Origin of the sequence: Xanthomonas sp. SS (assembly GCF_014236835.1) — a bacterium.
Taxonomy (GTDB): Bacteria; Pseudomonadota; Gammaproteobacteria; order Xanthomonadales; family Xanthomonadaceae; genus Xanthomonas_A.
Genome location: NZ_CP051190.1, coordinates 2,213,517 through 2,234,666 on the forward strand (window position 1 = coordinate 2,213,517; position 21,150 = coordinate 2,234,666).

The 21,150-nt window shown below is 68.9% G+C and carries 17 protein-coding genes and 1 other RNA gene; 13 read left to right on the plus strand and 5 right to left on the minus strand.

From position 1 onward, the window contains the following. The 6 genes from HEP74_RS09105 (at window position 1) to HEP74_RS09130 (ending at window position 7,308) form a co-directional block, all read left to right on the plus strand. On the plus strand, window positions 1-1,134 hold the full coding sequence (locus tag HEP74_RS09105; RefSeq protein WP_185816153.1) for a sensor histidine kinase: 1,134 nt from the start codon (window positions 1-3) through the stop codon (window positions 1,132-1,134). Between the two features lie 3 nt (window positions 1,135-1,137). Continuing rightward, window positions 1,138-2,244 (plus strand): HDOD domain-containing protein, encoded by a 1,107-nt coding sequence (locus HEP74_RS09110; protein WP_185816154.1) that lies wholly within the window; start codon window positions 1,138-1,140, stop codon window positions 2,242-2,244. Next, a complete protein-coding gene (locus HEP74_RS09115) occupies window positions 2,241-3,398 on the plus strand; it encodes an HD domain-containing phosphohydrolase (RefSeq protein WP_185816155.1) in 1,158 nt (385 codons plus the stop codon). Before HEP74_RS09110 ends, HEP74_RS09115 begins: the two co-directional genes overlap by 4 nt. A gap of 101 nt (window positions 3,399-3,499) precedes the next feature. Next, window positions 3,500-4,924 (plus strand): cryptochrome/photolyase family protein, encoded by a 1,425-nt coding sequence (locus HEP74_RS09120; protein ID WP_185816156.1) that lies wholly within the window; start codon window positions 3,500-3,502, stop codon window positions 4,922-4,924. A 124-nt stretch (window positions 4,925-5,048) separates the two neighbouring features. Further along, a complete protein-coding gene (locus HEP74_RS09125; protein WP_185816157.1) occupies window positions 5,049-6,503 on the plus strand; it encodes a WS/DGAT/MGAT family O-acyltransferase in 1,455 nt (484 codons plus the stop codon). A 106-nt stretch (window positions 6,504-6,609) separates the two neighbouring features. Beyond that, entirely contained in the window at window positions 6,610-7,308 is a 699-nt protein-coding gene (locus HEP74_RS09130; protein WP_185816158.1) for a YiaD family glycine zipper/OmpA-like lipoprotein, read from the plus strand. Between the two features lie 153 nt (window positions 7,309-7,461). On the opposite strand, the gene HEP74_RS09135 is transcribed toward HEP74_RS09130, so the two are convergent. After that, complete coding sequence (locus HEP74_RS09135) at window positions 7,462-8,553, minus strand: LysR family transcriptional regulator (protein ID WP_185816159.1); 1,092 nt, start codon at window positions 8,551-8,553, stop codon at window positions 7,462-7,464. Between the two features lie 128 nt (window positions 8,554-8,681). Between HEP74_RS09135 and HEP74_RS09140 the strand changes: the two genes are divergently transcribed. From HEP74_RS09140 to HEP74_RS09165, 6 genes are all read left to right on the plus strand, one after another. Continuing rightward, window positions 8,682-8,906 (plus strand): hypothetical protein, encoded by a 225-nt coding sequence (locus HEP74_RS09140; RefSeq protein ID WP_185816160.1) that lies wholly within the window; start codon window positions 8,682-8,684, stop codon window positions 8,904-8,906. Next, window positions 8,903-9,676: an SDR family NAD(P)-dependent oxidoreductase gene (locus HEP74_RS09145; RefSeq protein ID WP_185816161.1), complete on the plus strand. Its 774-nt coding sequence runs from the start codon at window positions 8,903-8,905 to the stop codon at window positions 9,674-9,676. Before HEP74_RS09140 ends, HEP74_RS09145 begins: the two co-directional genes overlap by 4 nt. Before the next feature lie 11 nt (window positions 9,677-9,687). After that, a complete protein-coding gene (locus HEP74_RS09150) occupies window positions 9,688-10,881 on the plus strand; it encodes an efflux RND transporter periplasmic adaptor subunit (protein ID WP_185816162.1) in 1,194 nt (397 codons plus the stop codon). A 163-nt stretch (window positions 10,882-11,044) separates the two neighbouring features. Beyond that, window positions 11,045-14,215 (plus strand): efflux RND transporter permease subunit, encoded by a 3,171-nt coding sequence (locus HEP74_RS09155; RefSeq protein ID WP_185816163.1) that lies wholly within the window; start codon window positions 11,045-11,047, stop codon window positions 14,213-14,215. Between the two features lie 31 nt (window positions 14,216-14,246). Continuing rightward, the gene (locus tag HEP74_RS09160) at window positions 14,247-14,981 is read left to right on the plus strand and encodes an SDR family oxidoreductase (protein WP_185816164.1); all 735 of its coding nucleotides are present in this window, start codon (window positions 14,247-14,249) and stop codon (window positions 14,979-14,981) included. Then, window positions 14,975-16,423: an efflux transporter outer membrane subunit gene (locus HEP74_RS09165; RefSeq protein ID WP_185816165.1), complete on the plus strand. Its 1,449-nt coding sequence runs from the start codon at window positions 14,975-14,977 to the stop codon at window positions 16,421-16,423. Before HEP74_RS09160 ends, HEP74_RS09165 begins: the two co-directional genes overlap by 7 nt. Before the next feature lie 243 nt (window positions 16,424-16,666). On the opposite strand, the gene HEP74_RS09170 is transcribed toward HEP74_RS09165, so the two are convergent. Then, window positions 16,667-17,653, minus strand: a complete 987-nt coding sequence (locus HEP74_RS09170) for a GGDEF domain-containing protein (protein ID WP_255427919.1) — start codon at window positions 17,651-17,653, stop codon at window positions 16,667-16,669. A 276-nt stretch (window positions 17,654-17,929) separates the two neighbouring features. Continuing rightward, a complete protein-coding gene (locus tag HEP74_RS09175; RefSeq protein WP_185816562.1) occupies window positions 17,930-18,958 on the minus strand; it encodes a LysR substrate-binding domain-containing protein in 1,029 nt (342 codons plus the stop codon). A 120-nt stretch (window positions 18,959-19,078) separates the two neighbouring features. On the opposite strand from HEP74_RS09175, the gene HEP74_RS09180 reads away from it, so the two are divergent. Further along, window positions 19,079-19,663, plus strand: a complete 585-nt coding sequence (locus tag HEP74_RS09180) for an FMN-dependent NADH-azoreductase (RefSeq protein ID WP_185816166.1) — start codon at window positions 19,079-19,081, stop codon at window positions 19,661-19,663. A 276-nt stretch (window positions 19,664-19,939) separates the two neighbouring features. Here HEP74_RS09180 and HEP74_RS09185 read toward each other — a convergent pair whose 3' ends face one another. After that, entirely contained in the window at window positions 19,940-20,113 is a 174-nt protein-coding gene (locus tag HEP74_RS09185) for a hypothetical protein (RefSeq protein WP_185816167.1), read from the minus strand. Between the two features lie 636 nt (window positions 20,114-20,749). Beyond that, window positions 20,750-21,101: a transfer-messenger RNA gene (gene ssrA / locus HEP74_RS09190) on the minus strand. Window positions 21,102-21,150: the final 49 nt, after the last annotated feature.

Consider the following 21,150-nt stretch of genomic DNA (forward strand, 5'->3'; position numbering starts at 1 on the left):
ATGTCCGCAGATGCAGCGACGGTACCGTTCCTGGCGCATGCCGCCGCCGCGCCGCCGGAGAGCGGCGAGACGGCGTTGATCGCTGAATTGCGCCGGCAACTGGCCGCGCGCGACAAGGTGATCGCGGTGCTGAAGAAACGGGTCACTGCGCGCGACGATGCGGTGGCCTCGCCGCTGGCCACGCTGCAGCAGAACATCGCGCTGGGCAAGGTGGTCGCGCTGAAGACCCAGGAACTGAACCGCGAGCGGCAGGAACTGGAGCATGCCCTGGACGACCTCGGCAAGGCCCAGGTCGCGCTGCTGCAGGCGCAGAAGATGGAATCGATCGGCCAGCTCGCCGCCGGCATCGCCCACGAGATCAACACGCCGGCGCAGTACGTGCGCGACAACGTCGCGTTCGTGTGCAAGGCCAAGCAGATCCTCGACCACGTGTTCGACATGACCTTCGCCATCGTCGATGCGGCGCGCGCGCAGGGCGTGGCGCCGGAGCTGGTAGCCGCGCTCGACGCGCAGGTGAGCTCGTCCAAGTTCCAGTACCTGCGCAAGCAGACCCCCGAGGCCTTGCAGCAGTCGCTGGAAGGGCTTGACCGCATCACCAAGATCGTCAGCGCGATGAAGACCTTCTCGCATCCTTCGGCCGGCGAGAAGGAGCCGGTGGACCTGCGCGAACTGGTCGCTACCACCATCACCGTCGCCCGCAACGAATGGAAATACGTGGCCGAGATCGAGACCGATTTCGCCGCCGACGTGCCGCTGGTGCCATGCCTGCGCGACGAGATCGGCCAGGTGCTGCTGAACCTGGTTGTCAACGCGGCGCATGCGATCGGCGACACGCTGGTGCCGGGCGAACGCGAGCAGGGCCGGATCCGCATCATCCTGCGCCGGGCCGGCGACAGCCATGTTGACCTGTGCGTCAGCGACGACGGTCCGGGCATTCCCGAGGCGATCCGGACCAAGGTGTTCGATCCGTTCTTCACCACCAAAGCGGTCGGCAAGGGCACCGGCCAGGGCCTGGCGATCGCCTATTCGGCGGTGGTGGAAAAACACCAGGGACGGATCTTCTTCGAACCATCGGCGGACCAGCGCGGCACCACCTTCGTGGTGCGGCTGCCGTTGCACGTCGCGGCGGGCTAAACGATGCGCGTGCTGTTCGTCGACGACGAGAAGCAGGTGCTGGCCGGCCTCGAGCGCACCATGTTCATGGCCGATCGCGATTGGGACGTGGCGTTCGCCGGCAGCGGCGCCGAGGCGCTGGTCACGCTGCAGGCGCAGCCGGCCGACGTGGTGGTCTCGGACATGCGCATGCCGATGATGGACGGCGCCGAACTGCTGCGCCAGGTGCGCGACAGTTGCCCGCGCACCATCCGCATCATCCTGTCCGGGCATACCGAACAGGAAGCGGCGCTGCGTTCGCTGGACGTGGCGCATCAGTTCCTGGCCAAGCCCTGCGAGGGCGATGCGCTGATCGAAGCGATCGATCGCGCGGTGGCGTTGCAGGTGCTGCTGGACGATCCGGCGGTGCAGGCGGTGGCCGGACGCATCGGCGGGCTGCCGTCGGCGCCGCGCATGTTCGCGCGGCTCAACCGCCTGCTCGGCGATCCCGCTGCCGGCGTCGCGCAGGTGGCCGCGGTGGTGGAAGGCGACCCGGCGCTGGCGGCCAAGGTGCTGCAGCTGGCCAATTGCGCGTTCTTCGGCAACGGCCATCGCGTGGCCGAGGTCAAGGACGCGGTCAACCGCATCGGCATCGGCCTGCTGCGCACGCTGGTGCTGGCCAGCGAGGTGTTCCACAGCGACGCCGGCGACTCGGCCGACACGATCCGCGCCGACGCGGTGCGCGCGTCGCGGCTGGCGGCGGCGGTCGGCAAGGGCCATGCCGCCGAGGACGTGGTCACGACCGCGGCGCTGCTGGCCAACGTCGGCGCGTTGCTGCCGGACATCGCGCGGCTGTGCCGCGATGCCGATCCGCACGGCCGCGGCTTCCCGTCGCATGCGGAGATCGGCGCCTACCTGCTCGGCGTGTGGGGCCTGCCCGGGGCGATCGTCGAGGCGGTCGCGCATCATCGTACGCCGCGCCGGGTCGAGCATCGCCAGTTCGACGCGATCGGCGTGGTGCATGTGGCGGTGGCGCTGGCTCAGGGCCTGGCGCCGGACCTGGAATACCTGCAGGCGATGGGCGTAGCCGCGCAGCTGCCGCAGTGGCAGGCGGCGTGCGCGCAGATTCGCGAAGCGGAGGACGCGTCATGAGCGAGCCGGAACTGCCGCGCATCCTGTGCGTGGACGACGAACCCAATCTGCTGGCGGCGCTGGAGCGCAACCTGTTCGGCCAGTTCGACGTGGTCACCGCCAACGGCGGCGAGGCCGGGCTGGCCGCGATCGCCGCCGGCCCGCCGTTCGCGGCAATCGTGTCGGACATGCGCATGCCGGGCATGGACGGCGCCGCGTTCCTGGCCGCGGCGCGCGCGCGCGCGCCGGACAGCGTGCGCCTGCTGCTGACCGGGCAGGCCGATGCGACCTCGGCGATCGCCGCGATCAACCAGGGCGCGATCTTCCGCTTCCTGTGCAAGCCGTGCCCGACCGAGGAACTGGTCGCCGCGCTGGAGCAGGCGGTGGCGCTGCATCGCGCCACGCTGCTGGAACGCGAGCTGCTGGAAACCACGCTGGCCGGCACCACGCGCATGCTCACCGAGGTGCTGTCGATGGTCGCGCCGTGGGCGTTCCAGCGCTCGGCGCAACTGCAGGCCTGCGTCAGCCACGTCACCGCCAAGCTGCCGTGGCCCAACCGCTGGATGGTGGAAGTGGCCGCGGCGCTGAGCCATATCGGCTGCGTCAGCGTGCCGGGCGACATCGTGCAGCGCGAGATCGCCGGCGATGAACTGTCCGAGGAAGAGCAGAAGCTGATCGATGGGCATCCGCTGGTCGCGTACCGGTTGCTGACGGCGATCCCGCGCATGCAGCCGGTGGCTGAGATCGTGCGCTACCAGGCGCTGCCGCCGCCGGCCGACGCCGCGCCGGACGTGGTCCGCGGCGCACACCTGCTGCGCGCCTCGCTGCTGCTGGTGCGCGGGCTGGCGCGCAAGCTGCCGCTGGCGCATGCGGTGCAGGAACTGCGCAAGGTCGAGCCGCCGCTGCCGCGCGGCCTGATCGACGCGCTCGCCGACCTGCAGCTCAATACCCGCAGCGGTATCCGCAAGGCCAAGGTCTGCGATCTGGTGCCGGGCTGGCGCCTGGAGCAGGACGTGGTATCCAAGCGCGGCATGATGCTGCTGGCGCACGGCACCGAACTGAGCCTCACCTCGATCCTGGCCTTGCGCAATCTGCAGGCGGCCGGCGCCATCGTCGAGCCGCTGCTGGTCAGCTACGGCAACCAGGAACAGTCCGGCGCGCCGGTCGCCGCCTAATCGGCGCGCCAGCCGGCACCCGAGCCGGCGCCGTGCGCGCTCACGCCGGCTGCGCGCCGGCGCCGCGTATCCTTGCGCGTCCTTTCCGGCCCATCCCGCGCATGAGCTACGCCATCGTCTGGTTCCGGCGCGATCTGCGCCTGCACGATCAACCCGCGTTGTACGCGGCGCTGGCCGCCGGGCATACGCCGGTGCCGGTGTATGTGCACAGTCCCGGCGACGAAGGCGCCTGGGCGGCCGGCGCGGCCTCGCTGAGCTGGCTGCAGCGCTCGCTGGCCGCGCTCGATGCGCAACTGCGCACGCTGGGCTCGCGGCTGATCCTGCGCCAGGGCCCGGCCGAGACCGTGCTGCGCGAGCTGATCGAAGAATGCGGCGCGATCGCGGTGTACTGGAACCGCCGCTACGAACCGGCCACGCAGCCGCGCGACGCCCGGCTCAAGCGCGAACTGCGCGAGCAGGGCCTGGAGGTGCACAGCTACAACGGTGCGCTGCTGTTCGAGCCGTGGCAACTGGCGACCCAGCAGGGCGGGCCGTACAAGGTGTTCACGCCGTTCTGGCGCAGCGCGCTGAGCCATTGGCAGGTGCCGGCGCTATCGCCCGCGCCAAAGACGCTGCCGCCACCGCCGCCGGCACTGCACAGCCTGCCGCTGCAGCAGCTCGGACTGGCGCCGGCGCTGGGCTGGGACCGCGGTTTCTGGGAGGTATGGCAACCGGGCGAAGCGGGCGCGCACGAAGCGCTGGAGGTGTTCGTCGACGGCGCCCTGCGCGGCTATGTCGAGGGCCGCGACCGCCCCGACCAGGTCGGCACCTCGCGCCTGTCGCCGCACCTGCATTTCGGCGAGATCGCGCCGTGGCGGATCGTCGCCGAACTGGAAAAGCACCGCAGCGCCGCCAGCGGCGCGGCGATCGACGGCTACATCCGCCAGCTCGGCTGGCGCGACTTCGCCCATCACCTGCTGCACCATTTCCCGGCCACGCCCGAGCACAACCTCAATCCGCGCTTCGCCCGGTTCCGCTGGGCCGCGCCGGATCCGGCGCAACTGCAGGCCTGGCAGCGCGGCCGCACCGGCGTGCCGATCGTCGATGCGGGCCTGCGCGAGCTGTGGCACACCGGCTGGATGCACAACCGGGTGCGGATGATCGTCGCCAGCTACCTGTGCAAGCACCTGCGCGTGCATTGGTCCGAAGGCGCGCGCTGGTTCTGGGACACGCTGGTCGATGCCGACCTGGCCAACAACACCCTCGGCTGGCAGTGGGTGGCGGGCACCGGTGCCGACGCCGCGCCGTATTTCCGCGTGTTCAATCCGGTGACACAGGCGCAGAAGTTCGATCCGCAGGGCCGCTACATCGCGCGCTGGGTGCCGGAACTGGCGGCGCTGCCGGTGGCCGAGCGCTTCGCGCCGTGGCTGTCGCCGCAGCGCCTGGCCGCCAGCGCGCCGCACTATCCGCGGCAGCCGATCGTGGACCTGGCTGCAGGACGCGACGCCGCGCTGGCCGCCTACCGCGAGACAAGCGGCGGCGGCTGACGCGGGCCAACGCAGTGCGCGCCTGCTGCGCCGCGGCGTGAACCGCGGCAGCGCAGGGCAGGGGGCCGCGATTGACGCCCTTCGCCGCGCCATGATTCACTCCGGCCACGCACAGGGAGCATGCATGGCCACCAGCACAGCCCGCCGCAAGCCGCGGCGCGAACCGATGTCGCGTGTGGATACCGCCTGGTTGCGGATGGAGCGGCCGACCAATCCGATGATGATTACCGGCGTGCTGATGCTCGACGAGGCGCTGTCGCTGTCGCAGTTCAAGCAATTGGTGCGCAAGCGTTTCCTGTCGTTTCCGCGCTTCCAGCAAAAGCCGGTGGACACCGCCACCGGCGCCTACTGGCAACACGACGACGACTTCGACCTGGACTGGCACGTGCGCCTGTCGGCCCTGCCCGGGCGCGGCGGCAAGAAGGCGCTGGAGCGCTTCGCCGGGCAGATGGCGTCCACGCCCTTGGACAAGACCAAGCCGCTGTGGCAGTTCCATCTGATCGAACGCTACGAAGGCGGCTCGGCGCTGGTCGCGCGCATCCACCACAGCTACGCCGACGGCATCGCTCTGGTGCAGGTGCTGCTGTCGCTGACCGACATGCAGCGCGTGCCGGAGCCCGCGGCGCAGCTCGGCCGCGCCTGGCTGAAGGACGACGGCAAGGAGGTGGTGCGCCGGGTCGGCGCCATCGACCGCTACCTGAAACTGGGCGGGCGCATGCTCGACAAGGGCCGCGAGATGTACCAGGACCCGAACCTGGCGCAGATGCTGGCCAAGGAAGGCGGCCTGATCGGCCGCGAACTGGCCAATGCGCTGCTGCTGTCCGACGATCCGCCGACGCTGCTGCGCGGGCGCCTGGGGGTCAGCAAGCGGGTGGCCTGGGCCGCACCGCTGGACCTGGACGAAGTGAAGGCGGTCGGCCGCGCCTGCGACTGCACGGTCAACGACGTGCTGATGGCGACCATGGCCGGCGCCCTGCGCGACTACATGCTCGAGCGCGGCGAACAGCTGGACGGGGTGACCCTGCGCGCTACGGTGCCGGTCAACCTGCGCCCTTTGGAACACGCGCGCAAGCTCGGCAACCATTTCGGGCTGGTGTTCCTGGACCTGCCGGTCGGCGAGGCCAATCCGGTGCGGCGCGTGCAGCGCGTGGCCGAATCGATGCAGCAGCTCAAGCAGTCGCGACAGGCAATGGTGGTGTTCGGGCTGCTGGCCGCGGTGGGCATGGCGCCGGCGGCGCTGCAGTCGCTGGCGCTGGACCTGTTCAGCCGCAAGGCGACCACCGTGGCGACCAACGTACCAGGACCGCAGCAGCCGCTGTATCTGGCCGGCAGCCGCGTGCGCGAGATGATGTTCTGGGTGCCGCAGACCGGCTCGATCGGCGTCGGCGTGTCGATCATGAGCTACAACCACCGTGTGCACTTCGGCCTGATCGGCGATGCGCGGCTGATCCCCGACCCGGATGCGGTGATGCGCCGGATCGGCGCCGAATTCGAGAAGCTGCTGTACCTGGCGCTGATGGGCGACTGGGAGCATCCGCTGCGCGCAGCGGATGCGGACGCGCTGCTGCCGGCTTCCTGAACGGGGCGCATTGGCGCGCAGCGCGACCCGCGCGGCGTTCATGCCCGTCTCGCAGGCGCTTGTTTATGCTTGCTGCCACTTCAATCCAGATGTGGGAGAGAGCGCGATGAAACGCACCGTGATCCAAGGCATGTCCGTGGCGCTGGCCAGCGCGCTGCTGTTGTCCGCCTGCGCCACCGGCGGTTCCTACGTGCAGCGCGACCAATACGGCAATCCGACCGAACAGCAGAACAACCGCACCGGCCGCGGCGCGCTGATCGGCACCGCGGTCGGCGTCGCCGCCGGCCTGCTCAGCGGCAGCAGCGCCACCGAGCGCCGCCAACACGCGATGATCGGCGCCGGCATCGGCGCGCTCAGCGGCGCGGCGATCGGCAACTACCAGGATCGCCAGGAACGCGCGCTGCGCGAGCGCACCGCCAACACCGGCATCGACGTGCGCCGCGACGGCGACAACATCACCTTGAACCTGCCCGACGGCATCACCTTCGACTTCAACCAGTCCACGCTGAAGCCGCAGTTCTATTCGGCGCTCAACGGCGTGGCCTCGACCCTGGGCGAATACAACCAGACCATGATCGAAGTGGTCGGGCACACCGACAGCATCGGCAGCGACGCGGTCAACCAGCGCCTGTCCGAGCAGCGTGCCGCCTCGGTGGCCGCGTACCTGACCGCGCAGGGCGTGCAGCGCGAACGCATCGAGACGCTGGGCGCGGGCAAGAAGTACCCGATCGCCGACAACAGCACCGAAGCCGGTCGCGCGCAGAACCGCCGGGTCGAGATCCGCGTGGTGCCGCTGCGCTCCTGAGCGAGTCTGCCCACATCGGAAATGCGAACGGGCCGCTGATGCGGCCCGTTTCGTGTTGTGCGCCAGTTGCGCGCCGGCGTATCCCGAGGTCGTCACGAACTTGCCGCGCAAAGGGCCGCGGCCAGCTGCCGCGGTCGCTGCGCGCCCGCCTGCTCAGACCAGCGCTTCTTCCTCCTGCTCCGGCGCCGGTTCCGCCTCCGCCTCCTCCAGCAGCGGCAGTTCGGCCAACTGCGGCAACGCCACGGTCTGGGTGTTCATCGCCACGCCGCTGCACAGGGTGAACTCGGCGCCGCTGTCGGCGTGTTGCGCGGCCAGCTTGACCGGGCACTGTGCCAGCATGTAGTTGACGTCGAAGTTGAGCTTGTCGACCAGGAAATCGACGAAGGCGCGGACCTTCGGCGACAGCATGCGCCCGCCCGGGAACACCGCGTTGAAATCCAGGTCCGGACCGACCCAGCCGCCGAGCACGCGGCGTGCCTTGCCGGCCTCGATCAGCGGCTTGATCGTCGCATCGCTGGCCAGCACCAGGCCTTCGCCGCACACCAGCCCGCCGATCAGCGCGGCCGAGTCGTTGGCGACCAGGATCGGCTGGATCGCGAAGTCGCCGCTCTGCTTGCCGTTGCGCAGCGGCCAGCTGAGCCGGTTGTTGCCGTTGCGGCCATTGCTCAGCGCCAGCGTGCGGTGGTGTTGCAGGTCGTCCGGATGCAGCGGCTCGCCGTGGCGCTCGATGTAGTTGGGGCTGGCGAATACCTGGGTGCGGAAGGTGGCCAGCTTGCGCGCGACCATGGTCGAATCCAGCAGCGCGCCCATGTGCAGGGCCACGTCCACGCCCTCGGCGATCGGATCGACCTTGTCGCTGGTCATGACCATTTCCAGGCGCACTTCCGGATGCTGCTTGTGGAATTCGCCCAGGATCGGCGCCACCCAGGAAATGCCGGCGGAGTAGGGCACGCTGAAACGCAGCCAGCCGCGCGGGCCGGCCTGCAGCTGCCCGACCGCGCTCTCGGCTTCCTCCAGTTCGCGGGCGATGCGCTGGCAATGCTCGTGATAGACCGCGCCGGCTTCGGTCAGGCCGAGGCGGCGCGTGGTCCGGTGCAGCAGGCGCGCGCCCAGGCGCGCCTCCAGATCCTGCACCTTTCTGCTGACGGTGGTCTTGGGCAGGCCGAGCGCGTTGGCCGCGGCGATGAAGCTGCCTTGTTCGACCACCTTGACGAAGATCAGGGTGTCGTTCAGATCGTGGGTCATGGCGGGTTCCTGAGGGGTGAGAGCGATTGGACCGGTGACGGGACGATTATTCCCCTTAATTCGGACTAATCAAGTGCGGCTTTGACGCCTAATTTGTACGCATTCGCCGCTACCCAGGCCATTTGCTCATGCTGTTGCGCACTCTGTTCCAGTTTCTCGTCGGCGTCCGTCGCCCGAATCGGCTCGATGGTACGCCCATCGACGCGCTGGAAACCGGTTACCTCAAGGCATTTCGTGAATTTACCCCGCCGCCGCGCAGCCAGGCCGGCAGTTCGATGCAGCTCGGCCAGCGCGGCAACGGCCGACTCGGCCGGATCGCGATTGTCCCGTTTGCGGGAGTAAAAGTCCCGTGAGCGGGACGCTGGACCCGGAAGTGCTGGTGCTCGGCGGCACCGGCAACATCGGACTGGGCGTGGTCCGCGCCTTGCTCGAAGCCGGCAGTCCGGTCGTGGCCGTGGCGCGCGACCGCGGCCGGCTGCGCGCCTTGCGCGACCGCTACAGCGACGAACCGGCATTGGACGTGCTGCAGGGCTCGGCCGCCAACGACGCCACCGCCGCTGCCCTGGCGGCGGCGGTGGCGCAGCGGCCGCGGCCGCTGGCCGGGGTGGTCGCCAGCCTGGGCAGCCCGCTGCGCTGCGGGCGCCTGCTGGACCAGCCGGTGACCGCGCTGCGCCGGCGCATGGAAGCGGACCTGCTGCCGCATCTGGCCGCGGCCCGGCACCTGCTGCCGCTGCTGGCGCAGGCCGAGCGCGGCGGCCGCTACATCCTGCTCGGCAGCCCGTGCGCGTTGCGCGCCTGGGCCGGGCATGGCGAGAGCTCGGTGGCCGCGGCCTCGATCCGCATGCTCGCCCAGGTCCTGCACGAAGAAGCCAAGCCGCTGGGCGTGCGCGTGCAACTGCTGTCGCTGACCCATCCGGTCTGCAGCAGCGAAGCCGGCGCCGACGCCTGCCCGGAATGGTTCACCACGCTCAGCGTCGGCCGTGCCGCGGTGGCGCTGCTGGCCGACGCCGGCGTGCCGGGCCAAGCCATCGTCGACATCGACAAACACCACTACGCGCATCCACGCACCTCGTTGATGACCGCACCGCATTTTTCTCCTTCCACTCACGAGGTTTCTCCATGAACCCGATTCCGATGTCATTCCATTCCCCGTCGCGCGCCTTGCGCCCGCTGGCGATCGCGCTGCTGGCCGCGGCCCTGGCCGCTTGCGGCGGCAAGGCCGAGCAGCAGGGCGCGCCGCCGCCGCCGGCGGTCGGCGTGGCGCCTGCGCTACAGAAGGAAATCAGCCAGTGGGACGAGTTCAGCGGCCGCGTCGAGGCGATCGAACACGTCGACCTGCGCCCGCGCGTGTCCGGCTACATCGACAAGGTCAACTACGTCGAAGGGCAGGAGGTGAAGAAGGGCGATGTGCTGTTCACCATCGACGCGCGCAGCTACCGCGCCGAACTGGCGCGCGCCAACGCCGAACTGGCGCGGGCGCGGACCCAGTCCAAGCTCAGCGGCAGCGAGGCGGCACGCGCCAAGAAACTGTCCGACCAGCAGGCGATCTCCACCGAGACCTGGGAGCAACGCCACGCCGCCGCCGACCAGGCCGAGGCCGACGTGCTCGCCGCGCAGGCCGCGGTGGACACCGCGCGCCTGAATCTGGAGTGGACCCAGGTCCGCGCGCCGATCGACGGCCACGCCGGCCGCGCCCTGGTCACCGCCGGCAATCTGGTCAGCGCCGGCGACAGCGCCAGCGTGCTGACCACGCTGGTGTCGCTGGACAAGGTGCATGTGTACTTCGATGCCGACGAAGGCACCTTCCTGCGCTATGCGCAGATGGCGCGCAAGGGCGAGCGGCCCAGCGAACGCGACGGGCAGTTGCCGGTGCAGGTCGGCCTGGTCGGCGAGGACGGGTTCCCGCACGCCGGCAAGGTCGATTTCCTGGATAACCAGATCACCAGCAGCACCGGCACCATCCGCGTGCGCGCCGTGCTCGACAACGCCGATCGCAGCTTCACCCCGGGCCTGTTCGCCCGCGTGCGCCTGCTCGGCAGCGGCCGCTTCAACGCGCTGCTGATCGACGACCGATCGGTGCTGACCGACCAGGACCGCAAGTACGTCTACGTCGTCGACAAGGACGGCAAGGCGCAGCGTCGCGACGTGCAGCTGGGACGCAGCGCCGAAGGCCTGCGCATCGTGCTCGGCGGGCTCAACGCCGGCGACCGGGTCATCGTCGACGGGGTGCAGAAAGTGTTCATGCCGGGCATGCCGGTGCAGGCCAAGCCCGTGGCCCTGGCTACGACTTCGCCGGCCGCCGCACGCAAGGCCGTCGCCCTCGACTGAGTCGCCTCCGACTGACGCCGGAGGCGCGCACAGCGTCGTAGACCGGCCGCGCTGGCGGCCGGTGTTTGCAGGTCGGGCCACCGTCGTGGCCCGGCGTCGCCGCCGCTTTGCCCGCATTCCTGTTCGGCCATCCGTTTCACCTTAGTTTCCAGGACCACCACCCATGGACTTTTCTAGATTCTTCATCGACCGGCCGATCTTCGCGGCCGTGCTGTCGATCGTCATCTTCGCCGCGGGATTGATCGCGATCCCGATGCTGCCCATCGGCGAATACCCCGAAGTGGTACCGCCGTCGGTGATCGTGCGCACGGTGTATCCGGGCGCCAACCCCAAGGTCATCGCCGAGACCGTCGCCACGCCATTGGAAGAGGCGATCAATGGCGTGGAAGGCATGATGTACATCAAGTCGGTGGCCGGCTCCGACGGCGTGCTGCAGATGACCATCACCTTCCGCCCGGGCACCGACGCCGACGACGCTGCGGTCAAGGTGCAGAACCGCGTCTCGCAGGCGCAGGCGCGCCTGCCCGAGGACGTGCGCCGGCAGGGCGTGACCACGCAGAAGAAATCGCCGACCTTCTTGATGGTCGTGCATGTGACTTCGCCCAAGGGCAAGTACGACACGCTGTATCTGCGCAACTACGCGCGCCTGCACGTCAAGGACGCGCTGGCACGGATCCAGGGCGTGGGCGATGCGCAGGTGTTCGGCGGCGGCGACTACGCGATGCGCGCCTGGCTGGATCCGGAACGCATCGCCGCGCGCGGACTCACCGCCGGCGACGTGGTCGCCGCCATGCGCGAACAGAACGTGCAGGTCTCGGCCGGCCAGCTCGGCGCCGAGCCGATGCCCGACAGCAAGTTCCTGACCCTGATCAACGCGCAGGGCCGCCTGCGCAGCGAGAAGGAGTTCGGCGACATCGTGCTCAAGGTCGGCGCCGACGGCGAAACCGTGCGCCTGGGTGACGTCGCGCGCCTGGAACTGGGAGCCGGCGACTACACGCTGCGCTCGCAGCTGGACGGCAAGAACGCGGTCGGCATCGGCATTTTCCAGGCGCCGGGCGCCAATGCGCTGGAGATCCGCGATCAGGTGATCGCGACGATGGACGAACTGACCAAGCAGTTCCCGGACGACGTGAAGTACGAGGCGGTGTACGACACCACGATCTTCGTGCGCGACTCGATCACCGCGGTGGTGCACACCTTGCTGGAAGCGGTGCTGCTGGTGGTGCTGGTGGTGATCCTGTTCCTGCAGACCTGGCGCGCCTCGATCATTCCGTTGATCGCGGTCCCGGTGTCGGTGGTGGGTACCTTCGCCGCGCTGTACGTGCTGGGCTTCTCGATCAACACGCTGACCCTGTTCGGGTTGGTGCTGGCGATCGGCATCGTCGTCGACGATGCGATCGTGGTGGTGGAGAACGTGGAGCGCAACATCGAGGAGGGATTGACCCCGCTGGCCGCGGCGCACCAGGCGATGCGCGAGGTGTCCGGCCCGATCGTGGCGATCGCGCTGGTGCTGTGCGCGGTGTTCGTGCCGATGGCGTTCCTGTCCGGCGTGACCGGCCAGTTCTACAAGCAGTTCGCGGTGACCATCGCCATCTCCACGGTGATTTCGGCGATCAACTCGCTGACCCTGTCGCCGGCGCTGGCCGCGCTGCTGCTGCGCTCCCACGACGCGCCCAAGGACGCGGTGTCGCGGCTGATGGACCGCCTGTTCGGCGGCTGGCTGTTCCGTCCGTTCAATCGCTTCTTCAACCGCAGCTCCGAACGCTACCAGGGCAGCGTGTCGCGGATCCTCGGCAGGCGCGGCGTGGTGTTCGTGGTCTATCTCGGCCTGCTGGTGGTCACCGGCGTGATGTTCAAGGCGGTGCCGGCTGGTTTCATCCCGACCCAGGACAAGATGTACCTGATCTCCGGCGTGAAGCTGCCCGAGGGCGCCTCGCTGGAACGCACCGACGCGTTGCTGCGCAAGGTCACCAACATCGCCATGCAGACCGACGGCGTCGAGCATGCGATCTCGTTCCCCGGTTTGAACGCGCTGCAGTTCACCAACACGCCCAATACCGGCGTGGTGTTCCTGACCCTGAAGCCGTTCGCCAAGCGCCACCGCAGCGCGCTGGAGATCAACGCCGAAATCAACCAGCGCATCTCGCAGCTGGGCGAAGGCATGGCGTTCGCGTTCATGCCGCCGCCGATCCTCGGCCTGGGCAACGGCAACGGCTACCAGCTCTTCGTCGAGGACCGCGCCAACCTGGGCTACGGCGCGCTGCAGAACGCGGTCAACGCGATGCAGGGCGCGGTGGCGCAGACCCCGGGCATGAGCTATCCGATCGGCACCTACCAGGCCAACGTGCCGCAGCTGGATGCCGAAGTCGACCGGGTCAAGGCCAAGGCGCAGGGCGTGGCCCTGACCGATCTGTTCGATACGCTGCAGACCTACCTGGGCTCGACCTACGTCAACGACTTCAACCAGTTCGGCCGCACCTGGCAGGTGATCGCCCAGGCCGACGCGCCGTTCCGCGAGAGCGTGGAGGACATCGCGCGGCTGCGCACCCGCAACGCCGCCGGCGAAATGGTGCCGATCGGCTCGATGGTGACGGTCAAGCAGACCTTCGGTCCGGATCCGGTGTTGCGCTACAACGGCTATCCGGCGGCCGACCTGGCCGGCGAGGCGGATGCGCGCGTGATGTCCTCGGCCGAAGCGATGGCCAAGCTCACCCAGATCGCTAAGCAGGTGCTGCCCAACGGCATGGAGATCGAATGGACCGACCTGAGCTACCAGCAGGCGAGCCAGGGCAAGGCGGCGATGGTGGTGTTCCCGCTGGCGGTGATGCTGGCGTTCCTGGTGCTCGCCGCGCTGTACGAAAGCTGGACGCTGCCGCTGGCGGTGATCCTGATCGTGCCGATGACGCTGCTGTCGGCGCTGTTCGGGGTGTGGCTGACCGGCGGCGACAACAACGTGTTCGTGCAGGTCGGCCTGGTGGTGCTGATGGGCCTGGCGTGCAAGAACGCGATCCTGATCGTCGAGTTCGCCCGCGAGCTGGAACTGCAGGGCAAGGGCATCGTGGAATCGGCGCTGCAGGCCTGCCGCCTGCGCCTGCGCCCGATCGTGATGACCTCGATCGCGTTCATCGCCGGCACCGTGCCGCTGGTGTTCTCGCACGGCGCCGGCGCGGAAGTGCGCTCGGCCACTGGCATCACGGTGTTCGCCGGCATGCTCGGCGTGACCCTGTTCGGCCTGTTCCTGACCCCGGTGTTCTATGTCGCCCTGCGCAAGCTGTCCGGGCGTCCCCTGGTGTCGCATGCGCCGGCACACGCCGATGCGCCGACCCACGCTTGATCCTTTCGTTCCCCCTTTTCAGGAAATCCGCATGAACACGACCCACAAGATCGCCCTCGTCACCGGCGCCACCCGCGGCATCGGCCTGCATACCGTGCGCCAGCTGGCCGAGGCCGGCGTGCACACGCTGCTGGCCGGCCGCGACTCCACCCGCGCCACGGCTGCCGCGCTGGAACTGCAGGGCGAAGGTTTGCCGGTGGAAGCGCTGACCCTGGACGTCACCGATGCCGCCAGCATCGCCGCCGCGGTGGCGGCGGTGCAGGCGCGCCACGGCCGACTCGACATCCTGGTCAACAATGCCGGCATCATGATCGACGACATGAAACTCGCGGTCTCGCAGCAGAGCCAGGACACCTGGCGCAAGACCTTCGACACCAACGTGTTCGGCCTGATTGCGGTCACCCAGGCGTTCCTGCCGCTGCTGCGCGCCGCGCCGGCCGCGCGCATCGTCAACGTGTCCAGCCTGCTCGGCTCGCTCGCCCTGCACAGCCAGCCCGGCTCGCCGATCTACGACTTCAAGATACCGGCCTACAACGTGTCCAAGAGCGCGGTGAACGCGTGGACCGTGCAGTTGGCCTACGAACTGCGCGACACCCCGATCAAGGTCAACACCATCCACCCCGGCTACGTGAAGACCGACATGAATTCCGGCGAAGGCGAACTGGAAGTGGCCGACGGCGCGCGCAGCAGCGTGATGATGGCGCTGCTCGACGCCGATGGCCCAACCGGTAGCTACACCCATGTGGGACAGGTGCTGCCATGGTGATCCGTCCCGCGATCGGCGCGCTGGCGTTGGCGCTGCTCAGCGCCTGCGCCAGCGTCGGCCCCAATTACCACGCGCCGGAACAGGCGCCGGTGACGCTGCAGGGTGCGGCGGCACCGGTGTTCGCGACCACCTCGCCGGTGGCGTCGTGGTGGGCGCAGTTCGACGACCCAGTGCTGGAACAGCTGGTGCACCAGAGCCTGGCCGCCAACCTCGACCTGCGCATCGCCCTGGCGCGGGTGCACGAGGCGCGCGCGGTCTTCGCCGAACGGCGCCTGGACCAGGCGCCGCACGTCACCGCCAACGGCGACTACAGCCGCGGCAAGGCGCCCGATGCGGACGCCGGCGGCGCGCGGGTGCTGACCGAGAGCTACAGCCTGGGCTTCGATGCCGGCTGGGAACTCGATCTGTTCGGACGCCAGCGCCGCGCCAGCGAGGCGGCGCGCGCCGACCTGGAAGCCGAGCAGGCCGGCATGGCCGATGCGCAGGTCACCGTGGCCGCTGAAGTGGCGCGAAACTACTTCGAGTTGCGCGGCGCGCAGAAGCGCATCGCGGTGGCGCGCACCACGCTGGACAACCTGCGCGATACCCAGCGCCTGACCGAGACCCGCTGGCAGCTGGGCGCCGGCAGCGAACTGGACGTGCAGAGCAGCCGCGCGCGGCTCAAGGCGATCGAGGCCGACATCCCGTTGCTGGAAGTCAGCGAAGCGCAGGCCCGGCATCGGCTGGCGGTGCTGCTGGGCCGCCCGCCCGGCGCGCTGGACGAGCTGCTGGCGCCGCGCGCGACGCCGGCCTACGCCCGCGCGCTGCCGCTGGGCGATACCACCCAGTTGCTGCGCCGGCGACCGGACGTGCGCATCGCCGAGCGCCGGCTGGCGTCGGCGACGGCGCGGGTCGGCGTGGCCACTGCCGACCTGTTCCCGCGGATCAGCCTCAGCGGCTTCGTCGGCTTCCTGTCCGGCGATGCCGGCTCGCTGCTGCAGGGCAGCAGCAAGGCCTGGTCGCTGACCCCGTCGATCAGCTGGGCAGCGTTCGACTTCGGTACCGTGCGTGCGCGGTTGCGCGCCAGCGAAGCGCAGGCCGACGGTGCTGCCGCCGACTACGAGAAGGCGGTGCTCGGCGCGCTGGAGGACACCGAGAACGCGTTGACCTCCTACGCCAAACAGCAGGCGCGGCTGGCGATCGTCGCCGAGCAGGCGCAAGCGGCCGGCCGTGCCGAAGCGCTGGCGCAATTGCGTTACCGCGAAGGGTCGGAAGATTTCCTGACCCTGCTCGATACGCAGCGCACCAAGCTGTCCGCCGACGATGCCCTGGCCGATGCCGAGGCGTCGGTTAACGTCGGCGTGGTGCGGGTGTACAAGGCGCTCGGCGGATGGGGCCAGGATGCGGTGCTGCCGCCAGAGGTGGCGCTGGCAACGCCGCCGCCGGCGCCGGTCGCGCACTGACGGCGCGGGCGTCTGCTCCCGGTTGGTCACAGGCCGCGGGATCGATCCGCGCGAAGCCGCTGCAGTCGCGATGGGCCGCAGCAACAACGCCCATCGCGACCGACGGCTTGCGCCAGGCGAGGGCGCTGCGGCTGGAATGCCGCGGCGCCTGCGCGGCAGCGCAGAGCGAGAACGCGCATGGCGGTGGCATCGGCATCCGGCTCGATGCCGATCCTGTTGCCGCCACCCGGGCAGCGCGACCGATCACTCCTGGGTCAGGTCCTCGGCGATCATGTAGGTGTCGCGGCCGCCGTTCTTGGCCTGGTACAGCGCCGCGTCCGCGCGCGAGAACCAATCCTGCCAGTGTTGCTCGCCGCACAGCATGGCCGCGCCGAGGGAGACGCTGATGCGGCCGCCGGGGCCGCGCAAGGCCTCGCGCGTGACCTGGTGCAGGCGCTTGGCGAAGGCGGCCAGCTCGCTGCGCGACTGCAGTCGCGTCACCACCACGAATTCCTCGCCGCCGAAGCGGAACACCTCGTCCGGCGCGCGCACCTGGAAGCGCAGCAGTGCTGCCAATTCGGCCAGCGTACGATCGCCGGCGGCGTGCCCGTAGAGGTCGTTGACCTCTTTGAAGTGATCGATGTCGATCACGATCAGCCCATGCCGGCGCGTCTTGCGGCGCGTATCGGCCACGCGCTGCGACAGGCTGCGTTCCAGCATGCGCCGGTTCGGCAGCCCGGTCAGCGCGTCGTGCGACGCCAGTTGTTCCAACTGCACGCGGTCGCCCTCCAGCCGCAGCGACAGCACATAGCCCAGGCCGGTGATCAGCAGCGACACGGCGATCAGCGAGAACGTGTGCTCGGCGCCGAGCAGGGTGCCCGGGGTGACCAGCATGATCACGATCAAGGTGGCGTTGCAGGCCAGCCCGACGCCGCGCGCGACCACGAAGAAGTTGCTCATCATCACCAGGTACAGCCACGGCACCGCGGCCTGCTGCAGGGCATGGCTGGCCAATGCGCTGCCCAGCAACCAGCTCAGGGTCAGCAGCGGGTCCATGCGGCCGTCGCCGCGGCGCAAGGCCAGCGAGGTCGCCAGCGCCGCCAGGCCGGCCAGCGTGGCGCCGGCGGCGGCGCTCCAGGCATGGCCCTGGAGCCACTGATAGGCCCCGAACAGCAACAGCACCGCGGCCGTGGTCGGCCCGAGGATCCTGATGATGCCGAGCCGGAAGTGCCGGCGCATCGAGGCGCTCACGGCCTTGCGGCGCTCTGCATGGCGCGCGCTATCGGCCTGGCGACGACAGGCTGGAGAAAGGCGAGAAAGGCGTACATGCGGGCATCGCGCTGCGTTAGGGTCGCAGTGGAGAAGCAAATTGTGTGCCGTCCGCCGCATCGGCCGCGTGAGTGCGGCAGCGCGGGCCGATCGCCGGGCAGCTGGCCTTGCCCTCGGGCGGTGCCGCGTGCCGATCCGCCATGCTCCTTAATTGGCAAAAGGCGTGAGCCGGCGCAGGGTGGGCGTTGCCCTTGGGCTTCACTCCCGCTGAGGCACGGGTACCGCAGCCGCTGCGGGAACGGTGCCGGCGACGCGGGCCATTTGCAGCCTGGCCGCCTGGCTCTGGTCGGCCGCCAGCCGCTGGCAGTCGTGGTGGAACGTGGCCTGCGGCAGGCGTTCGGCCAGGAAATCGACGAAGCTACGGATCGCCGGCAGCAGGCCGCGGCGGCTCGGGTAGACGAAATGCAGCAGGCCCTGGGCGGTGCTGTAGTCCGGCAACACCCATTCCAGCATGCCGTTGTCGAGCAGCGGGGCGCAGTATTGCTCGGGTAGCAGCGCCACTCCGCAGTGTTGCACGGCGGCGGCGATCAGCACCGAGAAATCCCCGCTGACCAGCCGTGGCACGACCTCGATCGCGGTCTTGTTGCCGTCGCCGTCGAGCAGTTCCCACAGCTGCGCGCCCTCGTGCTCGAATATCGACAACGCCGGCAACTGGGCCAGCTCCTGCAGGGTCTGCGGACGGCCATGCGTGTCCAGGAACGCGCGGCTGGCCACCAGCATGCTGCGCGCATGGCCGATGCTGCGCACCACCAGGGTGGCATCGGTATCGAGTTTGTCGCGCACGCGGATCGCCACGTCGTAGCCTTCGCCGATCACGTCCACGCGGCGGTTGGTCGCGGTGAGCCGCACCTGCACCTTGGGGTGTTCGAGCAGGAACGCCGGCAGGATCGGGCCCAGCACGTTCTGCGCCAGCGACACCGGGCAGCTGACCCGCACCACGCCGCGCGGCTCGGTGCGCAGTTCGTCGACCGCCTCCTGCGCGGCGCGCGCTTCTTCCAGCACCGCGCGGCAGTGCTGGTAGAAGCGCGTGCCGACCTCGGTGACCACGAAACGCCGTGTGGTCCGCTGCAGCAGGCGCACGCCGAGGCGCTCCTCGAGTTGGGCGATGCGCTTGCTCAGCCGCGACTTGGGCAGGCCCAGCGCGCGCCCGGCGGCGGAAAATCCGCCGTGTTCGACCACCGAGGCGAAGAAATACAGATCGTTGAGGTCGTGCAGGACGCCGTCCATCGTCGGGCTCATCGTTTCTTGTTGCGAACGATCAGTGTACTTTAGACGGGCTAATCGTTGGATTGTTTCGCGCGTATCGTCTTTGCCATGCCGCTACGCGGTCAACGCAAAGGAACCTCCATGAAACTCCTGCACATCGACAGCAGCGCGCTTGGCGCGCATTCCGTCTCGCGCGGCCTGACCGCGGCCATCGTTGCCGAGTTCGTCGCCGCGCATCCGGGGGTGGACGTCGCCTACCGCGACGTGCATGCCGCGCCGCTGAGCCACTGGGCGCCGCCGGCCGGCGATGCCGAGCCGGCGGCCATCGAAAACAGCCAGGTACTGGAAGAGTTCCTGGCCGCCGACGTCGTCGTGATCGGCGCGCCGATGTACAACTTCGGCATCGCCAGCTCGCTGAAGGCCTGGATCGACCGCCTCGCCGTGGCCGGCAAGACCTTCCGCTACGGTGCAGCCGGTCCGGAAGGCCTGGCAGGCGGCAAGCGCGTGATCGTCGCGTCTTCGCGCGGTGGCATCTACAGCCCGGGCAGCCCGGCGGCGGCAAACGATTTCCAGGAAACCTACCTGCGTGCCGCGTTCGGCTTCTTCGGCATCACCGACATCCAGTTCGTCCGCGCCGAAGGCGTGGCGATGAGCGACGATCACCGCACCCAGGCGATCGGCGGCGCGATCGCCGGCATTGGCGGCTTGTTGCGCGAAGCGGCGTGATCTGCCGCGTCGCGCGTTGCCGGAAAGTCTTCCGGTAGAGCGGGGCGTCGGTGATCCTGAAGCGGCCGGGCGCGTTTGCGCCCGGCCGCTTTCGCATGCGCGCCAGGGGCGGCAGTGAGCGCCTCGCACAGGACATCGCCAAGCGCATGCACGGCCGCGATGGCGATGCTGCTGCGTAGTCCATGCCGAAGAGAGCTGGATATGCGCATCCAGCCGATGGCGCCCATGCCACCGCGTGCGGCCGTTTCCAGCGCCGGGATACGGCTCTGTGACGCTTTACTGGGCTTCGTCGTCGATCAGGCGTATGCCTTGCGGGCTGAGCGCGATGTCGCCGTCTTCGCCTTGCGCGGCGTAGTTTTCGCGCACGGCCCAATTCGCCTCTTCTTCGGTGACGGGCTTCGTGGCATGAATGTCTTGCAGAATGCGCAGTTGTTCGTTGGTCAGTTGCATGGCGAACCAGAGTCGGCAATCGATGCCGTCACCGTACAGACCGCGCGTGATGGGTATGTCGCCGGCACTGGCCTGGGCAGGCTGCGTTTCTTAGAGCGGTGCAGCGACGCGCGCCGCGAATTGTGGGATACGCAACGCAAGGCTGGACATCGTTCCTTGCATGTCGTCGTTCCGACACGCGGCGAGGACATCTTCCTAACAGTGCCTGCCGCATCCTTCCCTCACCAGCTGTGCGGCCGTAGGTAAAATCTCAGGGCTGCTTCAAGGGTGCAGGCATCCGCGGCTGGACCATCTTCTTTCGACGTGTTGCAGATGCATCCATCGCGATGCAGCCTCGCAACCTTCAGCTGCGCCGTGCGCTACCGGCGCTCCTCATAAACGACTGGTAACACCTCGATCCGTTCACTTGCAGCGTCGAATCGGTGTGCTGGGCGATGGTGTTCGCTGCGAATGCTGCCGTCGCGATTGCTCCGCGGTAGACCGCGCTGATTCCGGCAACGCCCACAGGCGCATCGCGCATGCCGGCCAAGGCACGTCTTGTCGATGGCGGGTACAAACAAAAAGGGCCGGATTGCCCTGGAATCCAGGAAAATCCGACCCTTGTCGTACGTCCGCGAATTGCTGCGAACGTTCAGATGGTGGAGGTGGGCGGAATCGAACCGCCGTCCGAAGGCACTCCATCCCCGGCACTACATGCTTAGCTCATCGTTAGATCTCATCCCGGAACAGCACGATGTGCGAAGCGCATCCCGGGACCAGCCTGCTTTATTTAGCCAATGGTTGACAGGCAGCCACCACCGGCGATTCCGTGATAATGACCCTACGTCGCGAGCACGGACACAAGCGATTTCGGGGCTAGGCCTTAAGCGGCCAGTGCGTAGTTGTCGTCGTTGGCAACTATAAGTTTGCTGCTGGATTTACGAGGAAAGCGGCCCCCTCGGCATGCGCCAAGCGATTTTGCAACCCCCGTCGAAACCAGTGCACCCCCGGGGAAAACGTAAAACGCTGACCGACACAGTGTAGGGATCGGGGAGGGC

Coding starts and splice junctions, on each gene's coding strand:
- HEP74_RS09160 (WP_185816164.1), top strand. CDS start 14,247: ATGAACACGACCCACAAGATCGCCCTCGTCACCGGCGCCACCCGCGGC.
- HEP74_RS09155 (WP_185816163.1), top strand. CDS start 11,045: ATGGACTTTTCTAGATTCTTCATCGACCGGCCGATCTTCGCGGCCGTG.
- HEP74_RS09175 (WP_185816562.1), bottom strand. CDS start 18,958: ATGGACGGCGTCCTGCACGACCTCAACGATCTGTATTTCTTCGCCTCG.
- HEP74_RS09115 (WP_185816155.1), top strand. CDS start 2,241: ATGAGCGAGCCGGAACTGCCGCGCATCCTGTGCGTGGACGACGAACCC.
- HEP74_RS09165 (WP_185816165.1), top strand. CDS start 14,975: ATGGTGATCCGTCCCGCGATCGGCGCGCTGGCGTTGGCGCTGCTCAGC.
- HEP74_RS09140 (WP_185816160.1), top strand. CDS start 8,682: ATGCTGTTGCGCACTCTGTTCCAGTTTCTCGTCGGCGTCCGTCGCCCG.
- HEP74_RS09110 (WP_185816154.1), top strand. CDS start 1,138: ATGCGCGTGCTGTTCGTCGACGACGAGAAGCAGGTGCTGGCCGGCCTC.
- HEP74_RS09185 (WP_185816167.1), bottom strand. CDS start 20,113: ATGCAACTGACCAACGAACAACTGCGCATTCTGCAAGACATTCATGCC.
- HEP74_RS09130 (WP_185816158.1), top strand. CDS start 6,610: ATGAAACGCACCGTGATCCAAGGCATGTCCGTGGCGCTGGCCAGCGCG.
- HEP74_RS09120 (WP_185816156.1), top strand. CDS start 3,500: ATGAGCTACGCCATCGTCTGGTTCCGGCGCGATCTGCGCCTGCACGAT.
- HEP74_RS09180 (WP_185816166.1), top strand. CDS start 19,079: ATGAAACTCCTGCACATCGACAGCAGCGCGCTTGGCGCGCATTCCGTC.
- HEP74_RS09105 (WP_185816153.1), top strand. CDS start 1: ATGTCCGCAGATGCAGCGACGGTACCGTTCCTGGCGCATGCCGCCGCC.
- HEP74_RS09125 (WP_185816157.1), top strand. CDS start 5,049: ATGGCCACCAGCACAGCCCGCCGCAAGCCGCGGCGCGAACCGATGTCG.
- HEP74_RS09150 (WP_185816162.1), top strand. CDS start 9,688: ATGTCATTCCATTCCCCGTCGCGCGCCTTGCGCCCGCTGGCGATCGCG.
- HEP74_RS09135 (WP_185816159.1), bottom strand. CDS start 8,553: ATGACCCACGATCTGAACGACACCCTGATCTTCGTCAAGGTGGTCGAA.